The following is an 18,690-nucleotide window of genomic DNA, read 5'->3' as shown; positions in this document are numbered from 1 at the left end:
TCACTCCCCCGGTGTGCCGGGGGTCGGGGTGGTGTGGTGGGTGTGGGTGCAGCAGCAGGCCCGGGGCGCCTCCTCGGCGAGCGCCACGGCCACGACCAGGTCGGCCTGGTGGGTCAGGGTGAGGCGGAAGGCGCACAGTCCCGCGGCCCGTGCGACGTCGCGGGCGCCGCCCGAGAGGGACACCGACGGGGCTCCCCACGCGTCCGCCGTCACCTCGATGTCGCGGCGGCGCACGCCCTGCCCGAAGCCGCGGCCCAGCACTTTGCAGACGGCCTCCTTGGCGGAGAACCGGCCGGCCATCCGCTCGGCGTACCGCTCGGGTGCGAGGCCGCCGGCCTGAGCCAGCTCCGCCTCGGTGAACAGCAGTCCCGGGTAGCGCGGGTGCGCGGCGATCCGCGCGAAGCGGGAGACGGACTGCAGATCGACGCCGATCCTCATGCCGCGCCCTCCCGTCCGCCGGCGCGCAGCGGCCGGGCGGCCTCCGGGTCGGTCACCTCGACGAGGGCCCAGCCCGGGGACGTACTGCCGTCGGCGGTGCGCAACAGGACGCTCTCCCCGGGGCGGATCCGGCCGGCGGTGAGCGCCCCGGCCAGTGCCAGCCACGCACCGCAGGGTCCTGGTCCGGCGAAGGTGTGTGCCGCGCGGTGGCGCGGCCGCCCCTCGCCCGCCGCGGTGATCCGCAGCGCGCCGGGCCCGTGCCGCAGCCGCAGGCCCACCACCGCATGGGGCCGCGGCCGGTCACCGGCGACGCGCACGGGCGGTTCGTCGGAGATCAGTACGGCCGCTCCGGCGCCGTCCGGGACCGCCCAGTCGAGCAGGCCGAACACGGCGGTGCCGCCCCGGTCGTCGAGGTGGGTGAGGCCGAGGTCCTCGCCCGGCCAGCCGTGTTCGTGGACCAGTCGCGGCAGCAGCGACACCCGGGAGTCGGGCAGCGGGCCGGAGCGGACCAGACAGAGCAGGTCGGCGGGGGTTCCGGGGCCGAGCGCGGTCAGCGCCGCGGCGCACAGTGCGCCCTGCTCCTCCTCCGGGTCCGCCACGTCCAGCACGGTGGTCCGCGCCGGGTCCGTGCCGGTGGCGCGCGCGGTGAACTCGCCGAGCCAGCGCCGTTCGTCGTGCGCGGGAAGGCCGGAGAGGGGACGGTGGACGGGACGCTCACGGACCGCGGTGACGAACCGGGTCAGGGACAGCTCAGACATCCGCGTCCCCCGCGCGGTAGCCCTTCTCGACGTGCAGCCGCTGGATGTTGGCGGTGCCCTCCATGAACTCGAAGGCGTGGACGTCCCGGGTCCACTTCTCCAGCAGCGGATGCTCGATCAGTCCCGCCGGGCCGAGCGCCGCCGACGCCCAGCCGGCCGTCTCCACCGCCAGCCGGTTGGCGGCCAGCTTCGCGACCGAGGAGAGATAGCCGCGCTCCGGGTCGTGATCGATGCGCGCGGCCGCCTCGTGGACCAGCTGCCGGGCGGCCTCGGCCCGCGCCAGGACGCGCTCCGTGCCGTGCCGTACGGCCTTGCCGGTGCGCTGCTGTGCGACGTACTCGGCCATGGCCAGGGTGGTGCCGACGGCGAGCGCGGCGATCTGCACCCGCATGGCGTGGAAGGTTCTGATCGCGCCCCACAGGCCCCGGCGGGTCGCCGGCAGGTGCGCGCCGAGCAGCGCGTCCCCGGCCACCGGCACGGCGTCGAAGGTGAGGTCGCCGAGGCGGGCGCCGCGCAGCCCCACCATGTCCAGGGCGGTGCCCCGCCAGCCGGGCAGAGGCGGTTCGACGAGCACCGCGCGGAGGGCGAGCGGGGACGGTCCCGTACGGGCGAAGACCACGCCGACGCCGCCGCGGGCACCGTTGCCGATGTACCGCTTGTGTCCGCTGAGCAGCCGGCCGCCAAAGCCGTCGGCGTCGAGCCGGGTCTCCATGGCGGTGGCGTCGTTGCCCCGGGCCGGTTCGGTCATCGCGAAGAACGACCAGGTCCGGCCGTCGGCGAGCCGGCGGTGGAAGCGCTCGCGCTGTGCGGCGTCGCCCAGTTCGCGGACGAGGACACCGGCGAGTCCCGGGCCGGGGGCGGCGAGGACCATCCCCGCGTCCCCGCGGGCCAGTTCCAGGGTGCAGATCGTGTGTTCCAGGTGGTGGCGGCGGGGGTCCAGGCGCAGCCCGCAGGTGTCCGCGGGGTCCCGGTGTTCCGGCGGGGTGCCGAGGGAGCGCAGCAGGCGCAGGCCGGGGGCGTCGACGTGCGGTGCCATGTCGGCGGGGTCGGCGTCCACGGACAGGGCGCGGGCGCGCAGGTCGGCGGCGGTTTCGGCGGCGACGGCACGGACCGTCCGCAGCCGCGCGTCAGAGTCGGTCATCTTCCGGGCCTTCGTCCGTCCAGGTGCGGGCGGCGAGCGCCGACACGTACAGAGCGCGGGCACCGCCGTCGGTGAGGTAACCGGATGCCCCGAAAAGCCGGGCGACCTCCCAGCCCAGCCGGTCGAGCCGGGCGTGGGCCTCCGCCAGGTCCGGGCGCTCCCGGAGGGTGGCGAGGTGACGGCGGAGCAGCTCGATCTCGGTGGCGGTGTCCGCGACGGTGCCCACCACCAGCTGTTTGCGGTCCAGGGGGCTGCCGCCGCCGGTGCGTGCGGAGAGGTGCGCCACCGCCGCGTCGAGCCGCTGCCGGACCAGGCCCAGCCGGACGGCGGCCAGATGGAGCCCGGCGCGGGCGCAGGCGTCCGCGGAGTGCGGCCGTCCCGGTGGACGCGCCACGAAGACGATGCCCTCCCGGTCCGCGAGCCGGTGGGTGCGGACCGTCGCCCCCACCGGTACGAGCGCCTCCGGGACCGCGGCGTACGTCCCCGGGGCGGCAGTGGCCACGTCGACACCCTCCAGCGCCCGGGTCAGTCCGGCGGCCAGGCCCTCGGTGCGGCCGGCCCGTTCGCATGCCGGCAGTTCCTCTCTCACGGCTCCTCCAGAACCTCGACGACGACGGCGGTGAAGTAGGCGCCCTGTCCCGTGGACGCCAGGAGGCAGCGGTCGCCGGGCCGGAGCCGCCCGGAGGTGTCGGCGTGCTCCAGTGCCATCAGCGCGTCGGTGCCGAAGCCGTGGCCGCGCTCGGGGAGCAGGTCCAGGCAGACGCGCCCGGCCGGGACGCCCGCCGCGCGGCCGACCGCCTTCCAGAACAAGGTGGTGGACAGGTGGGGCATGACCAGGTCGATCCCGGTGAGGTCCCCGCCCGCCGCGCGGGCCGCCCGGTCCATGACGCGCGCCATGAGCGTGACGCAGGCCCGGCCGTGGTCGGCCAGTTCCGCGCCGGTCATCCGCAGGTTGCGGTGGAAGCGCGGGTCGGTGAGTGTGGCCGCGCCCAGGTGGCGGTAGCGCAGGCCCGGACCGTCCGGCTCCCGGCCCACGGTGACCGCGACGGCCGTGTCGGACGCGACGGTGTTGCGCGGCAGGATCCGCGCGCTGTCGTGGAAACTGCCGTGGTCGCCGCCGAGGACGAGGACCCGTTCGCCGGGCCGGGCGGCGGGCCGCAGCAGGAAGCGCCGGGCCAGTTCCACGGAGCGCAGCACGGAGGTGCAGCCCACCTGGGAGATCCCGTGGAACGGCGCCCCCGAAAGGCCCAGCCGGGCCCGTAGCCGGTCGGTGAAGCCGGGCCGCATCGCGAATCCCTGGATCAGATGGGTGTGTCCGTAGAGCACCAGGTCCGCGCCGCCGCCTCCCAGGGCCTCGCGCGCGGCGTCCGCCAGCAGGTCCGGCAGGTGTTCGCCGGGGCCGAGCGTCGGGGTGTCCCGCAGCCCGTGGAACCGGGTGAAGACCCGGCGTTCCGCGGCGGGAACACCGGCGCGGGTGAGGACGTCGTCGACGCGTTCACTGCTCCGGGGCAGCCGCACGCCGACCCGGGACAGTCCGAGGGAGGGTGGTGCGGTGGTCATGACGCTCCCTCCGGGGTGATCAGGCAGCTGTGCAGCCGCCGGGTGGTGGGCTCGTGGTCGGCGAGGACGACCGGTCCGGTCGGCGGCCAGTGCGCGGCGAGCACGCTCCACGCGCCCGTGCAGTCGTGGCCGGGCTCCGCGGTGACCAGCCGCCGGCCCGCCGCTTCCGGCCCGGCGGCGGCGCGCAGCGCCCCGCCCACGTAGCAGGGCACGGACGGGTGTCGCGCGAGGAGGTCTTTGAGGGCCTGCCCGGGGTCGTCGGTGGGCGTTTCCCGGATGTCGCGGACCGGTACGCCGTCCCGTGTCCCGAGGAGCAGCAGCGCCGCGGCGTCGGTGTCGCCGGACGCGTCGGGCCCGCCGGGGGCCGCCCAGCCGCCGGCCCGCTGGTCGTAGACGAAGAGCGCGCTGCGGCCGGAGCCGCCGGCGCTCGCCGCCCCGGCGAGGCGCAGGGCGGTGAACGGCGCGCCGGCACCCTGATCGGTGACGGCCAGCGGGACCGGGCTCCCCGGCAGGTGGTCGGCCAGGTAGCACCCCGCCACGTCGTACGAGAAGAGGTCCGGGGTGCGGTAGGCGAGGTACACCCGGTCCAGCGCGGGGAGCTGATCGCGGCTCAGGGCGCCCGTGCCGGACAGCAGCCGGGTGCTCATGGTGATGAAGCTGTTGCCCCGGCGCTCGGCCAGCGCAGCCGCGCCGACCGGCAGCCCGTGCAGGGCGACCACGCCGTCCATCAGCTCCCGCCCCCAGCCGACCAGCGGCTCGCCCCGTTCCGTGAACACCTCGCAGCGGAGCGCCGACAGCCGTATCCTGGCGGCGGGCCCGGCCTCCGACGTCCCGCGCCCCGGCACGGATGTGGTGGTCATCGGCTCAGGCCGCGGTCTTCGCGAGGCCCGCCTCGACGTAGTCGGCGAGGGTGCCGACGCTCCGGAAGACCTCGGGTTCCAGCTCGTCCGGGTCGATCTCCAGGCCGACGGTGTCCTCCAGGTCCATCAGCAGCTCGATAACGCCGGTGGAGTCGAGGGAGAGGTCCTCGAAGAGACGTGCCTCCTCGCGGAGTTCGCCGATCTCCTTCCTGAGGACGTGCGCCAGCGCGGTGCGGATGTGATCGATGAGTTCGGTGCGGTTCATACGTGTCGCTCCTGGGTGAGATGGACGGGTGCGGCGGCGCGCGGGGTCAGCGGGGGTACAGGTGCTGTTTGCGCATCAGGTCCTCGGGCTCGTCCCGGCTCCGGACGAGATGGCAGGCACCGTCCTTGACCAGCACCTCCGCGGGGAAGCCGTGGCTGAGGAACAGTCCGGGCGAGGCGGTGGGCCCGTACGCGCCCGAGCGCTCCACGCCGATCAGGTCGCCGGGCCGCAGCTCCGGCAGCGCGACCTGTTTGAGCAGCGTGTCGTTGGGCGTGCACAGCGGGCCGGTCACGTTCCACCTGCGGGCGCCGCCCCCGGTCGCGGACGGCCGTGCGCCGTCGCCGCCGAGCAGCACCGCGGGGAAGTTGCGCTTGACGAAGGAGCCGATGCCGACGGCGGCCATGTGGTGGTGGGTGCCGCCGTCCGTGACCGCGAACAGCTCCCCCATGGACTCCTTGACGTACCGGACGCCGAGTACGTACACGCCCGCGCGGCCCGCCAGGTAGCGGCCGGACTCCAGGAGGAGCCGGGTGCCGGGGCGGCGGGTCAAGAACTCCTCGATGCGGGGGTTGAGTTCCCCGGCCGCCTCCGCGAGGTCGAGGTCCTTCTCGCCGTCGAAGTAGGCGACGCCCATCCCACCGCCGATGTCGACGGCGTCCAGCCTGATCCCGGTGGCTTCGGCCACACGTTCGGCCAGGTCCAAGACGTACGCGGTGTTCCTGCCGAGCACCTGGGCGTCGAGGATGCGGGTTCCGGAGTAGACGTGGACACCGGCAATGTCGGCGTGCCGGTAGGCCGCCGCGAGGTCACCGGCGGCGAGCACCTGTTCCTCGTCGATACCGAACTGCCGCGGTTTGCCGCCCATGGTGAGCCGTGAACCGGTCACCGCACAGGCCGGGTTGACCCGCAGCAGGACGCGCTGGCGCACCCCCCGCGCGGCGGCCAGCTCCTCGATCCGGTCGAGTTCGCCGAACGATTCGGCGACGACGGCGTAGACGCCCTCGTTCAGGCAGGCGGCCAGCTCCTGTTCGCTCTTGCCGGGGCCGAGGAAGATGATGTCCCCCGGCTCCGTACCGGCGGCCAGCGCCGTGCGCAGCTCCACGAGCGAGGAGACCTCGGCGCGGGCACCGCCGTCCCGCAGCACGGAGAAGACGCTGATGTTCGGGTTGGACTTCAGCGAGAAGAACACCTCGACGCCCGGGTGCAGCGCCTCCCGCAGTCCGGTGACCGTCTCCGTGAGCACCTCGCCGTCGTAGACGTACAGCGGTGTGCCGTACCGCCGCGCCAGCTCCTCGTACGCGATCCCCTGGATCTTCATGCCTGCTCCGCCATCCTCACCAGTCGTTCCTCCGCCTCGGTCCTCAGCTGTGCGGCCTCCTCGGGCGAGCCGGCCGCGCAGACGAGGTAGAGGCGGCCGGCGAACTCGCCGCCGCCCACAGGGGCCGCGGCGTTGAGCGTCGCGAAGTTGTTGATCAGCACGCCGGGGCCTTCGCCGCCGTCGAGCAGCAGTCCGCCGAGCGCCCGCGCCACCTCGGCGAAGGAGTGCCGGCGCGACGGCCGCAGATGGACCGTCGCCGCGATCGCGTGGGCGTCCGCGGGAAGCAGTTCCTCGGCGATCCGGCTCTGGTACGTCGACATGTTGAGCCGCGCGTTGATCTCCAGACAGGGGTAGAGCACATCCCCCGGTGCGAGCATCGCGTCCACACCCACCACTCCGACATAACCCTCCTCGAAGAGGGCCGCGCCGATGACCTCGGCCGCGTGGTGCAGTTCGGCGGTCACCGCGTCCGGCAGCGCCACCGGGAAGCGGTGCCCCTGGTGGACGCCGTCGCGCAGGACCGCCGCTTTGACCGTCTCGAACCGGACCTCGCCGGTGCGGCCGACGAGGAACTGGTAGTTGAGGTCCGTCGCCCGCTCCACCCACGACTCGACGACCAGCGCGGCCGGGGCGCCGGCGCCGCGCCGCTCGATGAGCCGCAGCAGGCGGGCGGCGGCGCGTTCGTCGTCGATCCGCACCATGCCCCGGCCGGAGACCCCGAGGGATTCCTTGACGACCGCGCGAGCGCCCGACGCCAGTTGTTCCCGGAGCACCCCGGACAGCTCACCGACGGTGCGGGCCACTCCGCCCGGCACGGCCCGCAGTCCGGTGCGGTCGACCAGTTCCCGGCTGAAGATCTTCCCGTTGACGTGCTTGCAGACGGCCGCGGAGCTGCCCGCGAGCGGCAGCCCGGTCACCTTGGCCAGTTCCTCCTCGGCGGCCGAGACTCCCATGGGCATCAGGTACGTCCGGCCGTCGGCCAGCGCACTCAACTGCGCGAGCAGCCGCGGGGAGCGCAGCGCGTCCTCGGTGACCGTACGCGCCGGATCACCGTCGTCCGCGGTGAGCACCCGGCCCACGAGCGCGCCCGACCGCCGCAGATACGCGGCGTACCCGTCGTCGATCGGCTCCTTCAGCACCACGACGTCGTCCCGCTCGGCCAGCAGCGCGCCCATCTCCTCCATACGGTTGACGGTGACGCCCGCGAAGGAGATACCGGCGCCGGGCAGACCGGGCTCGCCCGCCGCCCAACTGCGCTCGACCTCGAAGTTGTTCAGGTGGATGAAGCGCGCTTCCGCCTCTGTGACCAGGGCGCTCTTCAATCGCCGGGAGAAATTCACCCTGCCGCCTCTTTTCCGACGTGGTCCGTCTCCCCGATCTCGACGACGGCGGCCGTGAAGGTGGCCCCCAGCCCAGCACCCACCAGGAGAACGGTGTCACCGGGCCCTACCCGGCCGTCGATCCGGGCCGAGCGAAGATTGATGAAAGGGTCCGCGGTGAAGCAGTGCCCGAGCCTGGGGACGTTGTCGAGATAGACCCGGTCCACCGGAATTCCGAGCTCACGCAGGACGCGTTTCCAGGACATCCGGTTCACGTTGTGCGGCACCACGGCGGCTATTTCACGGCCTTCGGTACCGCTCTGACGCAGCACGCGCCGCATGACGCCGACAAGACCCTCCGGATAGAACTTCTTGTATTCGAGTTCTCTTTCCTCGGAAAGTCCGAGGCACTTGTAGAACTTCCCCGCCACCTGAGTGGCCCGCCCGATGACCCGGTTCCCGCCGGGGGCGTCCCCCACCAGGCAGGCGGAGACCGCCTCGCCCATGATCGTGGTGTCGGGGATCGTGTGGACGTCCCGGTGGAGAATGCGGTCCCCCGTCAGGACGAGCGCCTTCGCCCCGGCTTCCTCGCCGCTCAGCAGCGCTTCGCACAGCTCCAGCGCGTGGAGACCGGCCACACAGTTCTGGTGCGTGATGCCGAACGCCACGGCGTGGGAGAGCCCCAGTTCCCGCACCACGGTGTTCAGCAGACGCCGCTCGGGCGGCGGTGTGTACTGCAGCGTGTACGCGTGGATCACGTACCGGACCGTCCGCGGATCGATACCGCTCAGCGCGTTCTCCGCCGCCGCGACGAGGAGATCGGAAAGGCTTTTCTCCCGGGCCACCGCGATCCGGTCCAGACCGAGAAACCGCGTGTAGAGCCGCACCTGACTTTCCGTGAGGCCCAGCTCTTCGCGGAGATCTCCCACGCGGACGGAGTGATCGGGCAGACAGACACCGATCCGCTCGATGGTCACCATGCCGCACCCTCCCACCTCTCACCGATGAACGTGGAAAAACCTGGCCACGCCCGTACCCACGCGGATGTGAAATCCGCGCGGAAATCGCGTACGAACGGAACACCGCAACCGGAGTGCGGCTGTTCCCGTTTTTCTCCTCGCCCCACCCAAGCGCGTCACCGCGGTGAACCCCAGGCATTCCACCGGCACTTGGACCGGCACGTGGACCGGCAGCCCCGCGCCCGTACGCCTCCGTGGCCGGCCCTGCCCTCCGCCGGGCGCGGGACGCCGCGCACCGCAGCCGGTGCCCCTCCCGTGGCTTGATCCCGTCGAAACCTCCCTGAACGGGTCAATCACGCCCTCAACTTCCTTGCCCCGCACCGGATGACGGTTAACTGATCACGCAAGTGTGAAAGTGCCGGAGCTCGGGGGAGACCGGTCGCGGTGAGGGAGATTTTTTTCGGTGAGCAGAAAACTGCGGGACCTGCGGGGCCGGTTGCGGTACTGGTTCGACGGAACGATGGACCGGGGCACCCCCGCCCTGATCGGGTGGCTGGGGCTGGCGTCGATCCTGCTGATCGCCGTGGTGACCGCGCTGGTGGTGACCTTCACCGACGAGGACACGGAGAAGAACGGCGGCTGGCCCGGCGTGGTCTGGATGAGCGTGCTGCGCACCCTCGACCCCGGCACGATGGGCGGCGACACCGGCGGCCCGGTCTTCCTCGGTCTGATGCTGATCGTGACGATCGGCGGCATCTTCATCGTCAGTGCCCTGATCGGTGTGCTGACCACCGGTCTCGAAGCCCGGATCGAGGAGCTGCGGCGCGGCAGGTCACGGCTGGTCGAGCGCGGCCACACCGTGGTGCTGGGCTGGTCGGAGCAGGTCTTCACGGTCCTCGCCGAACTGGTCGAGGCCAACCAGAGCGAACGGCGCTCCTGCGTGGTGATCCTCGCCGACCGGGACAAGGTCACGATGGAGGAGGAGATCCGCCGCCGGATCCCCGACACCGGCCGCACCCGCGTCATCTGCCGCTCCGGCAGCCCGCTCCAGCGGCCGGACCTGGAACTGGTGAGCCTGGACGCGGCCAAGTCCGTCATGGTGCTGCCGCCCGTCGGGGACGACAGCGACACCGAGGTCATCAAGGTGCTGCTGCTTCTCAACAGCCGCACCTGGAAGGACACCCGGCCCAACATCGTGGCGGCGGTGCAGAGCTCCCCCAACCTGGCGGCGGCCCGCCTCGCCGCGGGCGAGTCCACGCTCGTCATCGACGCCGACGACATCGCCGTCCGGCTGATCGTCCAGTCCCACCGGCAATCCGGCCTGTCCACCGTCTTCAACGAACTGCTCAGCTTCGTCGGCAACGAGATCTACCCGTACCCGGCAGGCCCCCTCGCGGGCAGCACCTACGGGGAGACGCTCAGCGGCTTCGAACTCGGCGTACCCGTCGGGTTGCGCCGGGAGAACGGGGAGGTGCAGGTCAACCCGCCCATGGACGCGGTGGTTTCGGCCGGGGACGAGATCCTGGTGCTCGCGGAGGACGATCTGCTCATCCGGCGGGCGCAGCGGCGGCCGGAACTCGTCGAGGCGGCGATGACCTCGGGGGGTGGCGGGGAGACCGCGCCCGATCACACCCTCGTCATCGGCTGGAACTCCCGCGCGGCGAAGATCATTTCGCTGTTGGACCGGCTGGTGGAGCCCGGTTCGCTGGTCGATGTCGCCGCTCCCCGGGAGCCGTCGGCCCTGCCCCGGGAAGGGCTGGAGAATCTCACCACCGGCTTCCGGCGCTGCGAGCCGACCCACCGGCCGTCCCTGGAGGCGCTGGGCCTGGACCGCTACCGCCACATCATCGTGCTGACCGACGACGACATCGACTCCGACCGGGCCGACGACCGCACGCTGGTGACGCTGTTGCACCTGCGGGACATCGCCACCCGCACCGGCACCCCGTACTCGATCGTCACGGAGATGCACAGCGACGCCAACCGGGAGATCGCGCAGGTCACCAAGGCGGACGACTTCATCGTCAGCACCAAGATCATCAGCCTGCTGCTGACCCAACTCGTCGAGGACCGCCATCTGTACGCCGTCTTCACCGACCTCTTCGACCCGGAAGGGTCGGAGATCTACCTGAAGCCGGCCGGCGGGTACCTCCTCCCGGACACCCCGGCCACCTTCGCGACGGTCATCGAGGCGGCCCGGCGGCGCGGCGAGACCGCGATCGGCTACCGCCGCGCGAGCGAGAGCGACACCCCGCCCGGCTACGGCGTCGTCCTCAATCCGCCCAAGACCACGCCGCTGTCCCTGCGCGCGGACGACGCCGTCGTGGTGCTCGCCGAGAACGGCAGGATCACCGCGCAGGTACCCGCGGCCCGCACGGAACCGGACCGGGACGGCGCCGGAACCAAGGCGTCCCGGAGCTGAGCACCCCGCGCCCCGCCGGGCCCGCCGTCCCACGGGCGGCGGGCCCGGCGGCGTCCGGAGGGCGGACGGACGCGGCACCGCCGGGGGGCCGGGCGCGGCGCCGGGGAAGGCGGGCCCACACGACGTCCGGGACGACGGACGTGACGAGCACCCCGGGGCAGCCCCCCGTCTCCCGCTCCGGACCCGCCGCCGCCCGGCGGGCCCGCCCGAGGCCGGCCCCCGGCCGGGCTTTCGCCCCTCGGCCCGCGTCAGCCTTCCTGGGTCGGTGTCAGCACCACGAACTCCGCGCCCGCCGGGTCCGTACAGACCGCGAGGCGGCCGACGCCCTCGGCGTCCTCCGGTCCCATCCGGACGGCGCCGCCCGCCGCGGTGATCGCGGCGATCGTGGCGTCGCAGTCGGCGGAGCCGAACACCGGGTGCCAGTACGCCGCACCGCCGGTCTCCGCCAGCGCCGAAGCCGGCAGCTGCATGATGCCGCCCTGCATCCGCTCCGGACCGGCGCCGCGCGGCGTCACCAGTGTGTAGGTGCCCGTGTTGCCGCCGGGCAGCGGTACGTCCTGGGTGGTCCAGCCGAAGACCGTGCCGTAGAAGCGCTGCGCGGCCGCCGTATCGGTGGTGAACAGCTCCGTCCACCCCAGGCTGCCGGCTCCGTCCACCGCCTCCAGGCCCGGGTACGTACCGGGCTGCCAGACCGCGAACCGGCCGCCCTGCGGATCGGTGAGCTGGGCGTGCCATCCGCTGTCCTCGCCGACCGGCGACGGCGGTACCCGCACCTCGCCGCCGGCCTCCCGCACCGCCCGCGCCGTCGCCTCGGCGTCCGGTGTGTGGAAGTAGACCGTCCACGCCGCGCGGGCGCCCTCCTCCGCCGACGGGCCGATCGCCGCGGCCACCTTCCCGTCCCGGCGGCAGACCGTGTACCCGCCGGGCTCCTGGCCGCCGAACGGTTCGGTGGTCCAGTCGAAGACCTCGCCGTAGAAGGCCGCGGCCTTCCGGACGTCCGGGGTGCCGAGGTCGAGCCAGCAGGGTGAACCGGGCAGAAACTCAGTGGTGATCATGGTCTTCCTCCACGGACCGCATGCCACGAATGCGCTGCGCGTTCCAGCGTGACACCCACCACTGACAGTCGCCCCCCGGCAGCGCCTCCCCCGGGCCACCGGCACCGCCCCGGCCCCGGCCCCGCGACGGTGCCCGTACGGCGCGGCCCGCGCGGCGCGCCCTCGCTCGTCCGGGTGGTTCCGGCAACGCCACCACGGGAGCGTTCCGGCCGCGTACTTCTCACGACGGGGTCCGGCCACCGCCGGCGCAAGGCTCCGGGAGCGGAGGGCCGGCGCCCGGTCCGGCGCCCGGCGGTCCACCGCGGGCGTTCCGTCCGCCCGGCGGGCCCCGGTCTGCCCTCTCCCCTCCTGACGGAGGGCCGACCGGGGACCCGCACGGCGGTCTCCGCCCGTCACCGGTGCAGCGGCGACAGGCGGGCGGAGCGTCCGGCTACGGTCCACGGTGCGGCGGCCCGTCCGCGCGGTACCGCGACGGGCCGCGGTCCTCCGCGGAATGCGGTTCCCCCCCCCGGAACACCCCTCCTGCTGCCCGCCCCCCGACGGGCAGCACTGCGGGCGTCCACCCCACGGGCGGACGCCCCCATGGGCTCCGCCCCCCGGCGGCAGCCCCTTCCCCCCTCGGCGACGGCGCCCGACGGCACCGGCACCGGACAGCGGCGCCCCCCGGCGCCGCTGTCCCGTCAGGGCCGAAGCCCCTCAGGTCCTCCTGCCGCAGACGCTCCCGGCGTCCGCGGCGATGTCACCGGCGGCGCCGCTGCGCCGCCAGCGCCGGGGCCGGCATCCGCCGCGGCCGGGCCGCCGCGATCACCGACACCACGTCCTTGAACGAGCTGCACATCCGGGTACCGGCGACCGCCGCCAGCTCCCCGAACGTCCCGGCGCCGTACGTGACGGCGACGGCCTCCATCCGCGCGGTCACCGCCATCCGCATGTCACCGACGGTGTCCCCGACGTACGCGCTCTCCCAGGCGGCGACGCCGAGCCGCCCGGCGGCCCGCAGCACCATCTCCGGGTGCGGCTTGCCGCGGCGGACCATGTCCTGCCCGATGACCGGGCCGACCAGCTCACGGATGCCCATGACGTCCAGCAGCGCCTCGGCGCCCCGGGTGGACTTGGACGTCGCGACGGCCAGCTCCACACCGTGGGCACGCAGCGCGGAAAGCCCGGCCGTTACACCCGGGAACAGCAACTGCGGCCCCAGGCACATCACGTCTACGGCGAACTGCTCGCGGTAGCGGTTGATCGCGGCGAGCACCTGGGCGTCGTCCTCGGGCTTGCCCAGCAGACGGCCGAACGCCTGGCCCGGAGGTTTGCCGACGGCGGCCGCGGCCTGCCTCGGGGTCACCGTACGGCCCTGCTCCGCCGCCACCTTGACGAGGAGTTTGGCGATCGCCGGGCGCGTATTGGCGAGGGTGCCGTCCAGATCGAAGACGGCAGCCTTGATCGTCTCGCTGCCGGCGCCCCGTACGCCTCTCACAGGACGTTCGCCGACTACCGCTGATACGCGCATGGCTGGAGACCTTTCCGGATTCCGATGGGTGCACTGGCTGGGGAGCGTGGCCGGCCGGCTGATCCCGGTGGCCCGCGGTCGACGACGGGCGACGGCTGGGGAGGTTCTCCGTGGCGCACCGCCGTCCCGACGCGACGCGCGACCGTCGTGGCGGACACCACGGAAGAGGAGGATCCCGTTTACCGCCTTCGCAGATTTAAAAACCGTCTGCGCTGTTTGTCAATGCACCCTCGTCCCAGAAGCGGACCACCCGCGGGATCCCTGGCCCCGCACGGAAATCGTGGGTTCTTCAACCATCTCCGTAAGCCCAGGCCACCGATCGGTATGCGACGCAGGACACCCCATACCGGCCATTCCGGAACCCGTTACAGAACCGCATGGTTGGTTTTCTCAGTAGACTGCCCTGCCAGCTCGCAGCCGTACTAGAGACGGGACGGACACCGTGCCCACGCAGCATCGCGCCATCCAGAGCCGCCAGGCGCTCATCCGCTCGGCCGCCGAGACCTTCCTGGAGAAAGGGGTACCGGCGGCCGGGATGGTCGAGATCAGCCGGCGGGCCCGGCTGAGCAAAGGCGCCCTCTACTTCCACTTCACGTCCAAGGACGATCTGACCCTCGCGGTACGCGATACGGCACTGAGCACCCTGCAGCGAATCGAGGAAGGGCTGATCCGCTCACCGCAGCCGATCGGCACCGCCGTACAGGACTTCGCGGCGGAGCTGTTCGCGCGGGTGGAGAGCGATCCGGTGCTGCGCGCGGGGCTGCGCCTGCGCCCGGAGACCGCGCCGGGGCTGGAGATCACCTCTCTGGAGCGGCGCTGGTACGCGCTCTTCCTCGACAAGGCGATGACCGGCGGAGCGGGCGGCGCTTCGCGATCGGAAACCGAACCGCGCCGTACCGCGCAGCTGCTGACGTCGGTCGTGGTGGGCCTGCTGCACCTCGGCTACGAGGACCCCGCCTGGTGGGCGGAGGCCGCGCTGGCCGACGTCTGGACGCTGCTTCCGGCCGCCCCCGTCCCCGTCCCGGCGCCCGCCGGAAGCTGAACGGCGCCCGCCCCGGAGAGGGGCACGCCGGGCCGGGCGGGCCGCCCCCGGCCACGACGTGGCACCGGCAGCGGTTGATTCCCGCCAACCCCCGGGGTGTTGGACAAATTTGCCCGGCACCGGCCGACCGGGCGGACCGGTGGCCGCCCCACCCGCGGCCGCGCCGCGTCCCGCCCCGCCCGGACCGGGTGGCAGCGTCGGCCGCCGGCCACCGGCCTCCCGGTGCCGCAGCGCCGTGACGGCGCCCATCACCTGTGCGCGGAAAGGGACTTGCCCAGGTCCGAGGTGGGCGCGGGCGCCCCGCCAAGAGTCCGGGCACCGCGCCGGACAGGCCGTCGCAAGCTTCCGGCGAGCCGGATTCCGCATGGGGGGACGGGGGCCGGGGAAGCGGACAGCGGGGCTTGCCCGCGGCGGTGATCGCGTTCCGTGGCCCGCGGACCGGCCCCGATTCCCGGACCGTACCGCCCGGTTGGTTCCTTATGATGCGGGGCGAGACCCCGGCCATGTGCGACGGGCGCGCTCGGGCACAACAACTCCACGAGAGCATACGGAGGGCGATCGGTGGTCAAGCAGGAACGCGCAGTGCGCACGCGGCGAGCGGTTCTTGAGGCGGCGGCTCAGGTGATGGGCGTGCGCGGATACGAGGCCGCGACGATGGCGGAGATCATCCAGCGGGCCGGTGTCACCAAGGGCGCGCTCTACTTCCACTTCCCCTCCAAGCACGCGCTGGCCCGCGCGGTGATCATGGAGCAGACCCAGCCCTTCGAGCAGAAGGTGACCGCCTCCCGTCTCCAGGACGCGATCGACTTCACGCACCAGGTGGCGGTGGCGCTGCGGGACGATCCGCTGCTCCAGGCCGGCACCCGTATCGCTCTGGAGACGACGTTCAGCGGCGATCCGCTGGTGCCGTACCAGGCGTGGATCGACATCATCGTGAACATGTTCACGGACGCGCAGGCCAACGGTGAGCTGCTGCCCGGCGTCTCGCCCGAGGGGGCGGCGGAGTTCTTCGTCGCCTCGTACTTCGGTGTGCAGCTGTTCTCGCTGGCGGCGACCGACCGTACCGATCTGCCGGAGCGGGTCACGGCGCTGTGGAAGCACACCCTGCCGGGGCTCGCGACGGCGGGCGCGCTGAGCCACCTGGAGCCGCGCGGGAGCGACACGCGCGCCGCGGCCTGAGCCCGGCGCCGCAGGGGCCCGGCGCCGCAGGGACCCGGCGCCGCCCGGAGCCCCGGCTCAGGCTCAGCTCAGGGGCGCGGGCTCCGAGCGGTGCGCCTCCTCGGCGCGCGGCGCGCCCTCCGTGTCCGGCTCCGGGGCGGTGCGCAGGCGGGAGTGGCGGCGTCCGTAGCAGGCGTAGACGAGCGCGCCGATGACGAGGAAAGCGGCGAACTGCACCCAGGTCGTCCGGCCCGTGCCGTAGATCAGGTAGAGGCTGAACGCGATGCCCAGGAGCGGGCTGAGCGGGAAGAGCGGGACGCGGAAGCGGCGGGCGAGCGCGGGGCGGGTGCGGCGCAGCACCATCACGCTGACGTTGACCACCGCCATGATCGCCAGGGTGCCGATGGTGGTCAGGTTCATCACCACGTCCAGCGGGACGACGGCGGCGGGGACGGCGAAGACGACCGCGACGATCCAGGTGTTGGCGACGGGCGTGGCCGTCCGGGGCGAGATCCGGGCGAAGACCCTCGGGATCAAGCCATCACGCGACATCGACATCAGGATGCGGGTCTGGCCGTACATGACCGCCAGGACGACCGAGGCGATGGCGACGACCGCGCCGAAGGCGATCACGCCGCCGCCGAGCGCGGAGTGCGTGACGTGGTTGACGATCAGCGAGAGCGCGGCGGGCTTGTCGGCGACGTCCCCGGCGGAGAGTGCGCCGATGGCGCTGAGGGCGACCAGGCAGTACAGCACGGTGACGACGCCGATGCAGATCATGATCGCGAGCGGGATGTTCCGGCGCGGGTTCTTGACCTCCTCACCGGCGGTGGTGATCGCGTCGAAGCCGATGTACGAGAAGAACGCGACGGAGGCGCCCGAGGTGATCCCGGCGACGCCCTCGGGCGCGAACGGTGTGAGGTTGCCGTCGCGGAAGGCGGAGAGGGCGATGGCGCAGAACAGCAGCAGCACCGCGATCTTCAGCACGGCCATGGCGGCGGTGGCGCGGGCGCTCTCGCGGATGCCCCGTACCAGGAGCGTCGCGGCGAGCAGCAGGACGACGACCGCCGGGATGTTGACGATGCCGCCGTCGCCGGGCGGGCTCGCCAGCGCGGCGGGCAGCTGCCGGCCGATGAGGCTGCCGAGCAGTTCGTTGAGGTACTGGCCCCAGCCGACCGCGACCGCCGACACCGAGACGCCGTACTCCAGCAGCAGACACCAGCCGACGAGGAACGCGGTCCGCTCGCCGAGGGTGGCGTACGCGTAGGAGTACGAGCTGCCGGACACCGGAATCGCGCCGCCCAGCTCGGCGAAGGAGAAGGCGGTGAAGACGCAGGTCAGGGCGGCGAGGACGAAGGAGATGAGGACCGCGGGGCCGGCGTGGGCAACGGTGTCGGACAGGCCGACGAAGATGCCGGTGCCGACGATGGCGCCGATGCCGAAACAGACGACCTGGAAGAGCCCCATGCTGCGGGTGAGGCCGTTGCCGTCGAGGTCCGTGCCCGATTCGGCGAGGAGCGCGTCGGGGGACTTGATGCGCAGCCCGGGGCGGGCGGCGAGCGGTGCGCGCCGCGCCTGGGAGGGGCGGCGGGCTGCGGACGGGCGCATGGGGTGGTTCTCATCTCTGGTGGTGCGGGTGCGCGCGGCGGGGTGGGCGGCGCGCGGAACGGGGCACGGCCGGTGGGCCGGGCCCCGTGAGCGGTCGATGGTAACCGCTATGACTGCATGATCGCCCATTTGTGCGCATGGGTATGCAGTGCGGGGCGTGCCGGGCACACCCCGCGACCGGCGGGCGTCAGCGGCCGAGGGTGGCGACGAGGACGGCCTTGATGGTGTGCATCCGGTTCTCCGCCTCGTCGAAGACTACGGAGTGCGGCGACTCGAAGACCTCGTCGGTGACCTCCAGCGAGGTCAGGCCGTGGCGGGCGTGGATCTCCCGGCCGACCGCCGTGCCCAGATCGTGGAAGGCGGGCAGGCAGTGCAGGAACTTCACGTCCGGCTTGCCGGTGGCCCGCAGCACGTCCATGGTGACCGCGTACGGGGCGAGCAGCGCGATCCGCTCGTCCCACACCTCCTTGGGCTCCCCCATGGAGACCCAGACGTCGGTGGTCACGAAACCGGCACCGCGCACGCCCTCGGCGACGTCCTCGGTGAGCGTGATCCGGGCACCGCTGGCCGCGGCGAGCGCCTGGGCCTGCGCCACGACCTCGTCGGACGGCCAGAGCGGGCGCGGCGCCACGATCCGGACGTCCATGCCGAGCAGCGCGCCGGTGACGAGGTAGGAGTTGCCCATGTTGTAGCGGGCGTCGCCGAGGTAGGCGAAGGCGGTTCCGGCCAGCGGGCGGCCGCCGTTGTGCTCGACGACGGTGAGGAGGTCGGCGAGCATCTGGGTGGGGTGCCAGTCGTCGGTCAGACCGTTGAAGACCGGGACGCCGGCGTACGCGGCCAGTTCCTCGACGTCCGTCTGCGCACTGCCCCGGAACTCGATGCCGTCGAACATCCGGCCGAGGACGCGCGCGGTGTCGCGGACGGACTCCTTGTGCCCCATCTGCGACGCGGCCGGGTCGAGGTACGTGGTCGAGGCGCCCTGGTCGGCGGCGGCGACCTCGAAGGCGCAGCGGGTGCGGGTCGAGGTCTTCTGGAAGATGAGAGCGATGTTGCGGCCGCGCAGCCGCTGGACCTCGGTACCGGCGCGCTTGGCGGCCTTCAGCTCGGCCGCCAGGTCGACCAGTCCGCGGAATTCCTCGGCGGTGAAGTCCAGTTCCTTGAGGAAGTGGCGGCCGGTGAGATCTATCGCCATGGTGACTCCTGGTTCACGGCATCGGGCACGAGCGGATGTTTTCGGACACGGACCCTGGAAGTGTATACGAGTCGCCGCATCAATA

17 protein-coding genes are annotated in these 18,690 nt (G+C 72.9%); 3 read left to right on the top strand and 14 right to left on the bottom strand.

Annotation, left to right across the window (positions count from 1 at the left end; all coding sequences use genetic code 11):
- From ACZ4M8_RS26400 to ACZ4M8_RS26355, 10 genes are read right to left on the bottom strand one after another with little or no spacing between them, the layout of a single operon-like run.
- Entirely contained in the window at positions 1-438 is a 438-nt protein-coding gene (locus tag ACZ4M8_RS26400) for a holo-ACP synthase (protein ID WP_467611410.1), read from the bottom strand.
- Positions 435-1,196: a hypothetical protein gene (locus tag ACZ4M8_RS26395; RefSeq protein ID WP_467611408.1), complete on the bottom strand. Its 762-nt coding sequence runs from the start codon at positions 1,194-1,196 to the stop codon at positions 435-437. Before ACZ4M8_RS26395 ends, ACZ4M8_RS26400 begins: the two co-directional genes overlap by 4 nt.
- Positions 1,189-2,337, bottom strand: coding sequence for an acyl-CoA dehydrogenase family protein (locus ACZ4M8_RS26390; protein WP_467611407.1), 1,149 nt, complete (start codon positions 2,335-2,337; stop codon positions 1,189-1,191). The genes ACZ4M8_RS26395 and ACZ4M8_RS26390 overlap by 8 nt, the downstream gene beginning before the upstream one ends.
- On the bottom strand, positions 2,324-2,926 hold the full coding sequence (locus ACZ4M8_RS26385) for an acyl-CoA dehydrogenase family protein (RefSeq protein ID WP_467611405.1): 603 nt from the start codon (positions 2,924-2,926) through the stop codon (positions 2,324-2,326). The genes ACZ4M8_RS26390 and ACZ4M8_RS26385 overlap by 14 nt, the downstream gene beginning before the upstream one ends.
- Positions 2,923-3,897 carry a 3-oxoacyl-[acyl-carrier-protein] synthase III C-terminal domain-containing protein gene (locus tag ACZ4M8_RS26380; RefSeq protein ID WP_467611403.1) on the bottom strand — a complete coding sequence of 325 codons (975 nt, stop codon included), beginning with the start codon at positions 3,895-3,897 and terminating at the stop codon, positions 2,923-2,925. Before ACZ4M8_RS26380 ends, ACZ4M8_RS26385 begins: the two co-directional genes overlap by 4 nt.
- The gene (locus tag ACZ4M8_RS26375) at positions 3,894-4,757 is read right to left on the bottom strand and encodes a hypothetical protein (protein WP_467611401.1); all 864 of its coding nucleotides are present in this window, start codon (positions 4,755-4,757) and stop codon (positions 3,894-3,896) included. Before ACZ4M8_RS26375 ends, ACZ4M8_RS26380 begins: the two co-directional genes overlap by 4 nt.
- A gap of 4 nt (positions 4,758-4,761) precedes the next feature.
- On the bottom strand, positions 4,762-5,022 hold the full coding sequence (locus tag ACZ4M8_RS26370; RefSeq protein WP_467611400.1) for an acyl carrier protein: 261 nt from the start codon (positions 5,020-5,022) through the stop codon (positions 4,762-4,764).
- A 46-nt stretch (positions 5,023-5,068) separates the two neighbouring features.
- Complete coding sequence (locus tag ACZ4M8_RS26365) at positions 5,069-6,340, bottom strand: type III PLP-dependent enzyme (protein ID WP_467611398.1); 1,272 nt, start codon at positions 6,338-6,340, stop codon at positions 5,069-5,071.
- Entirely contained in the window at positions 6,337-7,680 is a 1,344-nt protein-coding gene (locus tag ACZ4M8_RS26360) for a preATP grasp domain-containing protein (protein ID WP_467611396.1), read from the bottom strand. Before ACZ4M8_RS26360 ends, ACZ4M8_RS26365 begins: the two co-directional genes overlap by 4 nt.
- A complete protein-coding gene (locus ACZ4M8_RS26355; RefSeq protein WP_467611394.1) occupies positions 7,677-8,639 on the bottom strand; it encodes a 3-oxoacyl-[acyl-carrier-protein] synthase III C-terminal domain-containing protein in 963 nt (320 codons plus the stop codon). Before ACZ4M8_RS26355 ends, ACZ4M8_RS26360 begins: the two co-directional genes overlap by 4 nt.
- A 442-nt stretch (positions 8,640-9,081) precedes the next feature.
- On the opposite strand from ACZ4M8_RS26355, the gene ACZ4M8_RS26350 reads away from it, so the two are divergent.
- A complete protein-coding gene (locus tag ACZ4M8_RS26350) occupies positions 9,082-11,040 on the top strand; it encodes a CASTOR/POLLUX-related putative ion channel (protein ID WP_467611392.1) in 1,959 nt (652 codons plus the stop codon).
- Between the two features lie 248 nt (positions 11,041-11,288).
- Here ACZ4M8_RS26350 and ACZ4M8_RS26345 read toward each other — a convergent pair whose 3' ends face one another.
- Positions 11,289-12,095 carry a VOC family protein gene (locus ACZ4M8_RS26345; protein WP_467611390.1) on the bottom strand — a complete coding sequence of 269 codons (807 nt, stop codon included), beginning with the start codon at positions 12,093-12,095 and terminating at the stop codon, positions 11,289-11,291.
- Between the two features lie 739 nt (positions 12,096-12,834).
- Positions 12,835-13,572 (bottom strand): HAD family hydrolase, encoded by a 738-nt coding sequence (locus tag ACZ4M8_RS26340; protein WP_245654883.1) that lies wholly within the window; start codon positions 13,570-13,572, stop codon positions 12,835-12,837.
- Positions 13,573-14,047: 475 nt separating this feature from the next.
- On the opposite strand from ACZ4M8_RS26340, the gene ACZ4M8_RS26335 reads away from it, so the two are divergent.
- Positions 14,048-14,647, top strand: coding sequence for a TetR family transcriptional regulator (locus ACZ4M8_RS26335; protein ID WP_467611388.1), 600 nt, complete (start codon positions 14,048-14,050; stop codon positions 14,645-14,647).
- 582 nt (positions 14,648-15,229) lie between these two features.
- Positions 15,230-15,826, top strand: coding sequence for a ScbR family autoregulator-binding transcription factor (locus ACZ4M8_RS26330; protein ID WP_467611386.1), 597 nt, complete (start codon positions 15,230-15,232; stop codon positions 15,824-15,826).
- A gap of 63 nt (positions 15,827-15,889) precedes the next feature.
- On the opposite strand, the gene ACZ4M8_RS26325 is transcribed toward ACZ4M8_RS26330, so the two are convergent.
- Together ACZ4M8_RS26325 and argF are read right to left on the bottom strand one after the other, a co-directional pair.
- Positions 15,890-17,413, bottom strand: coding sequence for an amino acid permease (locus ACZ4M8_RS26325; protein ID WP_467611384.1), 1,524 nt, complete (start codon positions 17,411-17,413; stop codon positions 15,890-15,892).
- A 187-nt stretch (positions 17,414-17,600) separates the two neighbouring features.
- Positions 17,601-18,605 carry an ornithine carbamoyltransferase gene (argF, locus tag ACZ4M8_RS26320; RefSeq protein ID WP_467611382.1) on the bottom strand — a complete coding sequence of 335 codons (1,005 nt, stop codon included), beginning with the start codon at positions 18,603-18,605 and terminating at the stop codon, positions 17,601-17,603.
- Between the last annotated feature and the right edge of the window lie 85 nt (positions 18,606-18,690).

Source organism: Streptomyces sp. NPDC027185, assembly GCF_055567035.1.
The sequence above is the reverse complement of the archived record's forward strand: the minus strand, read 5'-3'. Positions and strand labels throughout refer to the sequence as shown.

Coding starts and splice junctions, on each gene's coding strand:
- ACZ4M8_RS26400 (WP_467611410.1), bottom strand. CDS start 438: ATGAGGATCGGCGTCGATCTGCAGTCCGTCTCCCGCTTCGCGCGGATC.
- ACZ4M8_RS26395 (WP_467611408.1), bottom strand. CDS start 1,196: ATGTCTGAGCTGTCCCTGACCCGGTTCGTCACCGCGGTCCGTGAGCGT.
- ACZ4M8_RS26390 (WP_467611407.1), bottom strand. CDS start 2,337: ATGACCGACTCTGACGCGCGGCTGCGGACGGTCCGTGCCGTCGCCGCC.
- ACZ4M8_RS26380 (WP_467611403.1), bottom strand. CDS start 3,897: ATGACCACCGCACCACCCTCCCTCGGACTGTCCCGGGTCGGCGTGCGG.
- ACZ4M8_RS26375 (WP_467611401.1), bottom strand. CDS start 4,757: ATGACCACCACATCCGTGCCGGGGCGCGGGACGTCGGAGGCCGGGCCC.
- ACZ4M8_RS26370 (WP_467611400.1), bottom strand. CDS start 5,022: ATGAACCGCACCGAACTCATCGATCACATCCGCACCGCGCTGGCGCAC.
- ACZ4M8_RS26365 (WP_467611398.1), bottom strand. CDS start 6,340: ATGAAGATCCAGGGGATCGCGTACGAGGAGCTGGCGCGGCGGTACGGC.
- ACZ4M8_RS26355 (WP_467611394.1), bottom strand. CDS start 8,639: ATGGTGACCATCGAGCGGATCGGTGTCTGTCTGCCCGATCACTCCGTC.
- ACZ4M8_RS26345 (WP_467611390.1), bottom strand. CDS start 12,095: ATGATCACCACTGAGTTTCTGCCCGGTTCACCCTGCTGGCTCGACCTC.
- ACZ4M8_RS26325 (WP_467611384.1), bottom strand. CDS start 17,413: ATGCGCCCGTCCGCAGCCCGCCGCCCCTCCCAGGCGCGGCGCGCACCG.
- argF (WP_467611382.1), bottom strand. CDS start 18,605: ATGGCGATAGATCTCACCGGCCGCCACTTCCTCAAGGAACTGGACTTC.